The following is a 7,335-nucleotide window of genomic DNA, read 5'->3' on the forward strand; positions in this document are numbered from 1 at the left end:
CGAGAGTAGGTCATCGTCAGGCATCTTCATGAAAAGCCCCCGGGACACCCCGGGGGCTTTTTTTTGTGGGTGCGCGAGAAAGCTGGGGCGCGCGTGAGTCCCGGACAGCCTGTGTTCGGGGGTAAGCGCCAATAAATCAGCACCTACACCCCCATCCCCATATTTAACACACTGATTCCCTCATCAACCGCAGGAGGGAATCAGCATGACCCACGAACGCGAACAACTTTGGCAACAGCACATCACGCAGTGGCAGGCATCCGGACTGTCTGGAATGGCCTACTGCAAGCAACAGTCACTGACCTACTGTCGGTTTGTCTATTGGCGCAAGAAGCTGACCCATGGGGGTGCCGGATGATTCCGCACCTTCGGGATTTGCCCGGGTAGCCCCGGTCTCCGGATCGGAGGCCACGGACGGCCTGACCGTCTCGTTGCCTGGCGGCGTATCGGTGACCGGCCTGCACGCTGGCAACATCGAGTTGCTGGGCGCGGTTCTGAGGCAGTTGTGATGCGAAACCGGTATCTGCGTCCCTCGTGGGACTTGCCGGAGATTTACCTGTATCGCACCCCGGTCGACTTCCGCAAGCAGGCCAACGGCCTGGCCCTGATCGTTGAACAGGAGCTGGGGCACAGCCCGTTCTCCGGCGCCTTCTATGCCTTCACTAACCGGCAGCGGAACAAGATCAAGTGTCTGATGTGGGAAGACAATGGCTTTGTGCTGTATTACAAGGCCCTGGCCGAGGAGCGATTCAAGTGGCCTGGCCCGTCGGATGACCTGATGCCGCTGACTGGCGAGCAGATCAACTGGTTGCTGGACGGGTATGACATTACCCTGTTGCGAGGGCACAAAACCCTGCATTACGAGAGCGTGGGATAGCACTTTTTACGTGCTACAGATCGTTGTTTTTGCTATAATTCCGTTATGAAAACAACGCCTGATAACGCCTCTTCAACTCCTGATTTCAGCAGCCTCTCTGCCGCTGAAATGGCGACTGTTATCAGTGATCTTCAGCAGCGACTCGCCTCGAAAGAAGAAGCCTTTCTGAACCAGCAGGCCAGGCTGAAATCTCAGGCATCAGCACTGGAGCAGCGCGATCAGGCCATCCAGAGCCGGGACGCCCGCATCGAGATCCTTGAAGAGCTACTGCGACATAAAAAGATCCAGCAATTCGCGGCCAGTAGTGAAAAGCAGCCCCATCAGATCATGCTGTTTGATGAAGCCGAGCTGGAAGTTGAGATTGATGAACTCCGCGATGACCTGGCCGACGAGGCCGAGGAAGAAGCGCCCCGCCGGTCACGAAAGCGCCGCCAACGCGGCTTCTGTGACAAACTGCTGCGTGAGCGTATTGAGCTGACCCTCAGTGACGAAGAGAAAGCCGGTGCCAGCAAGGCCTTCTTCACCAAAGTGAAGGAAGAGCTGGAATTCATCCCGGCCCAGTTGAAAGTGCTGGAGTACTGGCAGGAAAAGGCGGTGTTCGAGCAGGAGGGTGAGGAACGCATGGTGGCGGCAGCCCGTCCGGCTCACCCGCTGGGCAAGTGCATCGCCACCCCCTCGTTGCTGGCCTACCTCATCACCTCCAAGTACGCCGACGGGCTACCGTTATACCGACAGGAGCAGATGCTCAAACGCCTGGGCCACGAAGTCAGCCGAACCAGCATGGCCCACTGGATCATCCGACTGGACAACGTGTTCCAGCCGCTGATCAACCTGATGCGGGAAACCCAGAACAGCAGCGATTACCTGCAGGCGGATGAAACCCGGATCCAGGTACTCAAGGAAGACGGCAAGACAGCCCAATCCGACAAATGGATGTGGGTCACCCGGGGTGGTCCACCGGGAAAACCCTCGGTTCTGTTCGAGTATGACCCCTCACGAGGTGGCAAGGTACCGGTGCGCCTGCTGGATGACTTCCAGGGCATTCTGCAAGCCGATGGCTACTCCGGCTATGGCAAGGTGTGCCGTGACAATAATCTGAGCCGAATCGGATGTTGGGATCATGCCCGACGCAAGTTCGTGGAAGCGTCCCGAGCCGCGCCGGCCAAGGGCAAGAAAGGCCAGCCGTCAAAAGCCGATGTGGCCCTGAGCCATATCCGCAAGCTGTACGCGGTTGAAAAAGCGGCGCAGGCGCTGAGTGATGCCGAGCGTTACCGGGTGCGCCAGGAAAAAAGCCTGCCGCTACTGAACGCCTTCAAGGCCTGGTTGGAGAAAAATGCCCCCAAGGTGATGAAAGGCATGCTCACCCGCAAGGCCATTGATTATACCCTCAACCAGTGGGACACCCTGGTTGGCTACTGCGAGCGCGGCGACTTGCAGATCAGCAACGTGCTGGCAGAAAACGCCATCCGACCATTTGCGGTCGGAAGGAAGGCCTGGCTGTTCGCCGATACCCCGCAAGGGGCTAAAGCGAGTGCCACCTGTTACTCGCTGATCGAAACCGCCAAGGCCAACGGCCTGGAGCCATCCGCTTATATTCACCATGTGCTAACGCACATAGCCGATGCGGTTACCCTCGAACAACTCGAAACACTCTTGCCCTGGAACGCGACGCTGCCCGCTTCAAAAAAAGTGGCTCAATACGGTTAGGGCAAGTGGGTCGGTTTAACGGCGCTTACCCCGCGACAAGAATCGAAGGGCGCAGGGCGAAGCCTGCTTGAACAGGCGTTCGCACGAGAGAATATGCAGCGGGCATGGAAGCGCGTGAAGGCCAACAAGGGAGCGGCGGGTATCGACGGTCTGGACATTGCCCAGACAGCCGAATACCTGCGATGGGCCTGGCCCGATCTCCGGCAACAGCTGCTGGAAGGTCGTTATCGGCCACAGCCGGTTCGTCGGGTAGGCATCCCCAAACCGGACGGCAGTGAGCGGGAGTTGGGTATTCCCACCGTGACCGACCGTCTGATTCAACAAGCACTGCTGCAAATGCTGCAACCTCGGATCGATCCGACCTTCAGCGAACACAGCTACGGCTTCCGCCCGGGCCGCCGGGCACACGATGCCATACTGGCTGCACAACGCTACGTCCAGCAGGGCTGCCACGTCGTGGTGGATGTCGACTTGTCGAAATTCTTCGACCGGGTCAACCACGACATCCTGATCGACCGCCTGAAGAAACGCGTGAACGACGCCGGCGTTGTCCGGTTGGTTCGCGCGTACCTGAATGCGGGTATTATGGATGGCGGCGTGACCATCCGGCGAGTAGAGGGGACGCCGCAAGGCGGGCCGTTGTCGCCGTTACTGGCTAACGTTCTGCTGGACGAGGTGGATCGGGAACTGGAACGCCGAGGGCATCGCTTTGCCCGTTACGCCGATGACTGCAACGTTTACGTGCGCAGTCACAAAGCGGGCGAGCGGGTGATGGCTCTGTTGCGGCGTTACTACGACAGACTGCGCTTGAAGATCAACGAATCCAAAAGCGCGGTAACTCGCGTGTTCGGGCGCAAGTTCCTTGGCTATGCCTTGTGGCAAACGAGGGACGGAGATGTCCGGCGCACGGTATCAGCGAAAGCGTTGCAGACGTTCAAGCGGAGGGTCAGGCAACTGACCCGACGCAACGGAGGACGCAGCATTACGCAGGTCGTGGAAAAGCTCCGCAGCTACCTGTTGGGGTGGAAGGGATACTTCAGGTTGGCGCAAACGCCACGCATCTGGCGATCACTGGATGAGTGGTTGCGCCGTCGCCTGAGAGCCCTACACCTAAAACAGTGGCGGCGGGGAAAGACTATCCACCGGGAGCTATTGCGCCTTGGCGCGAGTCCCTGGGTTGCACGATCGGTGGCGGCCCTGAGTCGCCGCTGGTGGCATAATAGTCGGTCTGCTATTCACAATGTGCTGACGATTGCCTACTTTGACCGGTTGGGCGTGCCGCGTCTCTCATGACCTCAACTTCTCGAACCGCCCGGTGCGGACCCGCATGCCGGGTGGTGTGGGAGGGGCGGAGCCTAATGGCTCCCCTCTATCCCGATTGGGTGGACAGGCGGTAGCGCCGCGCTCAGGCGTCGGCCTGACGGGGCGCATCGGCTACCTGGGTCCACAGCGCATGGATCAGCGGGGTGCGCAGTTTCTTGTCGAGCACGCAGAGTCCCACGTCGTAAGGCGCGAGCCGAGGGCTGACGTCGAGCGTGCGTACGCGATCGGCCAGCGGACTATTGTCGAGCACGATCTGCGGCACCACGCCGACGCCGAATCCCAGCCCGACCATGCTGACGATCGCCTCGTTGCCGGCGACCTGGGCGTAGATGCGCGGCTTGATGCCGAGGCTGCGGAACCAGGCGTCGGTACGCTCGCGGGCCAGCCCCGACTCCGAAAGGATCATCGGCGTGTCCGCCCAGGCCGCGGCCAGCGGCGGCTGGATCTCCGCCGGCAGCCAATCCGTGGCCTCGCGGGGGGCGATGAACACCAGTGGCGAGGTGGCGATCGGCTTGAAGGCGAGCGGTGCCGGCAGTGTCTCGGGGCGGGCGCTGATCGCCATGTCCTCGTCGCCACCCAGGATGCGGGCAATCGCATCGGCCGGGTCGCCGGTGTGCAGCTTGAGTTCGATGCGCGGATGGCGCAGGCGGAATTCGCTGAGTAGTTCATAGAGAAAGCTGTAGCTCGCCGTTACCGAACAGTAGATGCTGATCTCGCCGGCCAGTTCGCCGGCTTCCTCCATCAGGGTCTGGCGCAGCGCCGCCCACTGCTCGAGGGCGTCTCGCGCGTATTGCTGAAATAGCCTACCTTCGCGAGTCAGATAGGCGGTGCGATTGTCGCGCTCGATCAGGCGCACGCCGAGGCGGGTCTCGAGCTGGCGCAAGCTGCGACTGAGCGTCGATGGGCTGACGTGGCAGGCGTCGCTGGCGCGACCGAAGTGCAGCGTTTCGGCCAGCGCCAGAAAATGACGCAGTGGGCGTAGATCCATGTTGGTATTTCATTTAGTGAATCGTGGTATTGCAAATATAGCGTTTTACGCAATGCAATGTCTGCCGTATCGTACCCTCAATGTTTGACCACGCCGCGCTAGACGGCAGGCCATCAACGCTGACACAACCCCCTACTCAACGAATTGCGGAGTACGCCATGCGCGTTTATTACGATAAAGATTGCGATCTGTCGCTGGTTCAGGCCAAGAAAGTCGCCATCGTCGGCTACGGCTCGCAGGGCCATGCCCACGCCAACAACCTCAAGGAATCCGGCGTCGAGGTCACCGTGGCGCTGCGCGAGGGCTCATCATCGGCCGACAAGGCCGAGTCGGCCGGGCTCAAGGTGGCCACCGTCGCCGATGCCAGCCGCGAGGCCGATGTGGTCATGATGCTGGCCCCCGACGAGAACCAGAAGGCGATCTACGAACAGCAGATCGAGCCGAATCTCAAGCAGGGCGCCACGCTGGCCTTCGCGCATGGCTTCAACATCCATTACAATCAGATCATTCCGCGCAATGATCTCGACGTGATCATGATTGCACCCAAGGCGCCGGGTCATACGGTGCGCTCGGAGTTTACTCGCGGCGGCGGCATTCCCGACCTGATCGCCATCCAGCAGGACGCCTCCGGTTCCGCCAAGGAACTGGCGTTGTCCTACGCGGCGGCGATCGGCGGCGGGCGCAGCGGGATCATCGAGACCACCTTCAAGGACGAGACCGAAACCGACCTGTTCGGCGAGCAGGCCGTGCTGTGCGGCGGCGCCGTCGAGCTGGTCAAGGCCGGTTTCGAGACCCTGACCGAAGCCGGCTACGCACCGGAGATGGCCTACTTCGAGTGCCTGCACGAACTCAAGCTGATCGTCGACCTGATGTACGAAGGCGGCATCGCCAACATGAACTACTCGATCTCCAACAATGCCGAGTACGGCGAATACGTGACCGGCCCGGAGATCATCAACGAGCAGTCCCGTGAAGCGATGCGCAATGCCTTGAAGCGCATCCAGAGCGGCGAATACGCCAAGATGTTCATTCAGGAAGGCAACACCAACTACCCGTCGATGCACGCCCGGCGCCGGCTCAATGCCGAGCTGCCGATCGAGCAGGTCGGCGAGAAGCTGCGCTCGATGATGCCGTGGATCGCCGCCAACCAGCTGGTCGACAAGAGCAAGAACTAGCCCGTCGGCTTGCGGCATTCCAACCAGCCAGGGCGCGGGTTTTCGCCCCCTGGCTGGTTTGTGCGGCAGGGTGCGATGCCTATCGTTAGCCTAGCTAGTGTGTAGAATGAGACGACATGCAGGTTGGCAACGGAATGAGAGCAATGACCCAGGACGCCCAGCAGGACAAGCCCGAGAACAAGGCCTCGGCCTCCAGCAACGAGTTTGCCGATTTCGCGCGCGAGACCGACGTCGTCGAGGAAACCGTCGAGAATGGCAAGAAGGTTCGGCGACGCGGCATCTACCTGTTGCCCAATCTGTTCACGACCTCGGCGCTGTTTTCGGGATTCTTTGCCGTAGTCGCGGCGATCAATGGCAGTTTTTCGGCCGCGGCCATCGCCGTGTTCGTGTCGATGGTGCTTGATGGCGTCGATGGCCGGGTCGCTCGCATGACCAATACCCAGAGCGCTTTCGGCGCCGAGTACGACAGCTTGGCCGACATGCTCTCGTTCGGGGTGGCGCCGGCGGTGGTGGCCTTCACCTGGATTCTGCAGGATGTCGGCAAATTCGGCTGGATCGCCGCGTTTCTGTATGTCGCCTGTTCGGCGCTGCGTCTGGCGCGCTTCAACGTGCAGATCGGCTCCACCGACAAGAAATGGTTCATCGGTCTGCCCAGCCCCTCGGCCGCCGCCCTGGTCGCCGGCTGTGTCTGGGTCTTTCACAACTTCGATATTGAGGCCTACGCCTTCAAGCTGCTGATGACCTTCGTGGTGGTCTGTGCCGGCGTGCTGATGGTCAGCAATATCCGCTACTACAGCTTCAAGGAGGTCGATCTCAAGGGGCCGGTGCCGTTCGTGGCCCTGCTGGCGATCGTGCTGGGCTTCGTGGTGATCTCGCTCGAGCCGTCGGTAATGCTGCTGACGCTGTTTGCCTGCTATGTGGTGTCGGGGCCGGCCATGGCCGCGATGCGCAAGATGAAGGGCAAGCCGGCGCCCGATCAGGTGAATGCCGAGCCTACTACCCCCGATCAGTCGACCGACTGACGTACTTCTCGCTTCGATGCATCTAACGCCCGCCCCGCGCGGGCGTTTTATTATCGTGCGCCAGGCATGGCGCGCAGTGCCTGACTGGCACTGTTCCCGGAGGTGGTGCTCCGGGATGACCTGGGTGAAAGTCCCCTGCACGCCCGGCAAGGGGAAGTGCTAGCCGACGGCAAGGGTGTCTCCTGCGAAGGGGAATCTGAAGGAAGCCCGAGGCAAAACGCGGGCTCGACGGGGGCGCCCAGC

General features: G+C 61.0%; 7 protein-coding genes. 6 read left to right on the forward strand and 1 reads right to left on the reverse strand.

Annotated elements, in window-relative coordinates; translation table 11 throughout:
* Positions 1 to 205 precede the first annotated feature (205 nt).
* The 4 genes from tnpA to ltrA all read left to right on the forward strand — a co-directional run bounded on the left by tnpA (position 206) and on the right by ltrA (position 3,877).
* Positions 206 to 358 (forward strand): IS66 family insertion sequence element accessory protein TnpA, encoded by a 153-nt coding sequence (tnpA, locus tag K7I12_RS17020; protein WP_231664768.1) that lies wholly within the window; start codon positions 206 to 208, stop codon positions 356 to 358.
* A gap of 150 nt (positions 359 to 508) precedes the next feature.
* Positions 509 to 877, forward strand: coding sequence for an IS66 family insertion sequence element accessory protein TnpB (gene tnpB / locus K7I12_RS17025; protein WP_031382220.1), 369 nt, complete (start codon positions 509 to 511; stop codon positions 875 to 877).
* Between the two features lie 45 nt (positions 878 to 922).
* The gene (gene tnpC / locus K7I12_RS17030) at positions 923 to 2,584 is read left to right on the forward strand and encodes an IS66 family transposase (protein ID WP_031382221.1); all 1,662 of its coding nucleotides are present in this window, start codon (positions 923 to 925) and stop codon (positions 2,582 to 2,584) included.
* Between the two features lie 93 nt (positions 2,585 to 2,677).
* A complete protein-coding gene (ltrA, locus tag K7I12_RS17035) occupies positions 2,678 to 3,877 on the forward strand; it encodes a group II intron reverse transcriptase/maturase (RefSeq protein WP_031385307.1) in 1,200 nt (399 codons plus the stop codon).
* Positions 3,878 to 3,989: 112 nt separating this feature from the next.
* Here the strand turns inward: ltrA and ilvY are convergent, their stop codons facing one another.
* The gene (gene ilvY, locus K7I12_RS17040; RefSeq protein ID WP_031385306.1) at positions 3,990 to 4,895 is read right to left on the reverse strand and encodes an HTH-type transcriptional activator IlvY; all 906 of its coding nucleotides are present in this window, start codon (positions 4,893 to 4,895) and stop codon (positions 3,990 to 3,992) included.
* A 158-nt stretch (positions 4,896 to 5,053) separates the two neighbouring features.
* On the opposite strand from ilvY, the gene ilvC reads away from it, so the two are divergent.
* Together ilvC and pssA are read left to right on the forward strand one after the other, a co-directional pair.
* The gene (gene ilvC / locus K7I12_RS17045) at positions 5,054 to 6,070 is read left to right on the forward strand and encodes a ketol-acid reductoisomerase (RefSeq protein WP_031385305.1); all 1,017 of its coding nucleotides are present in this window, start codon (positions 5,054 to 5,056) and stop codon (positions 6,068 to 6,070) included.
* Between the two features lie 143 nt (positions 6,071 to 6,213).
* On the forward strand, positions 6,214 to 7,092 hold the full coding sequence (gene pssA / locus K7I12_RS17050) for a CDP-diacylglycerol--serine O-phosphatidyltransferase (RefSeq protein WP_051907659.1): 879 nt from the start codon (positions 6,214 to 6,216) through the stop codon (positions 7,090 to 7,092).
* The last annotated feature ends 243 nt before the right edge of the window (positions 7,093 to 7,335 follow it).

The organism is Halomonas sp. IOP_31, from assembly GCF_021151495.1.
GTDB lineage: Bacteria > Pseudomonadota > Gammaproteobacteria > Pseudomonadales > Halomonadaceae > Modicisalibacter > Modicisalibacter zincidurans.

Coding starts and splice junctions, on each gene's coding strand:
- tnpA (WP_231664768.1), top strand. CDS start 206: ATGACCCACGAACGCGAACAACTTTGGCAACAGCACATCACGCAGTGG.
- tnpB (WP_031382220.1), top strand. CDS start 509: ATGCGAAACCGGTATCTGCGTCCCTCGTGGGACTTGCCGGAGATTTAC.
- tnpC (WP_031382221.1), top strand. CDS start 923: ATGAAAACAACGCCTGATAACGCCTCTTCAACTCCTGATTTCAGCAGC.
- ltrA (WP_031385307.1), top strand. CDS start 2,678: ATGCAGCGGGCATGGAAGCGCGTGAAGGCCAACAAGGGAGCGGCGGGT.
- ilvY (WP_031385306.1), bottom strand. CDS start 4,895: ATGGATCTACGCCCACTGCGTCATTTTCTGGCGCTGGCCGAAACGCTG.
- ilvC (WP_031385305.1), top strand. CDS start 5,054: ATGCGCGTTTATTACGATAAAGATTGCGATCTGTCGCTGGTTCAGGCC.
- pssA (WP_051907659.1), top strand. CDS start 6,214: ATGACCCAGGACGCCCAGCAGGACAAGCCCGAGAACAAGGCCTCGGCC.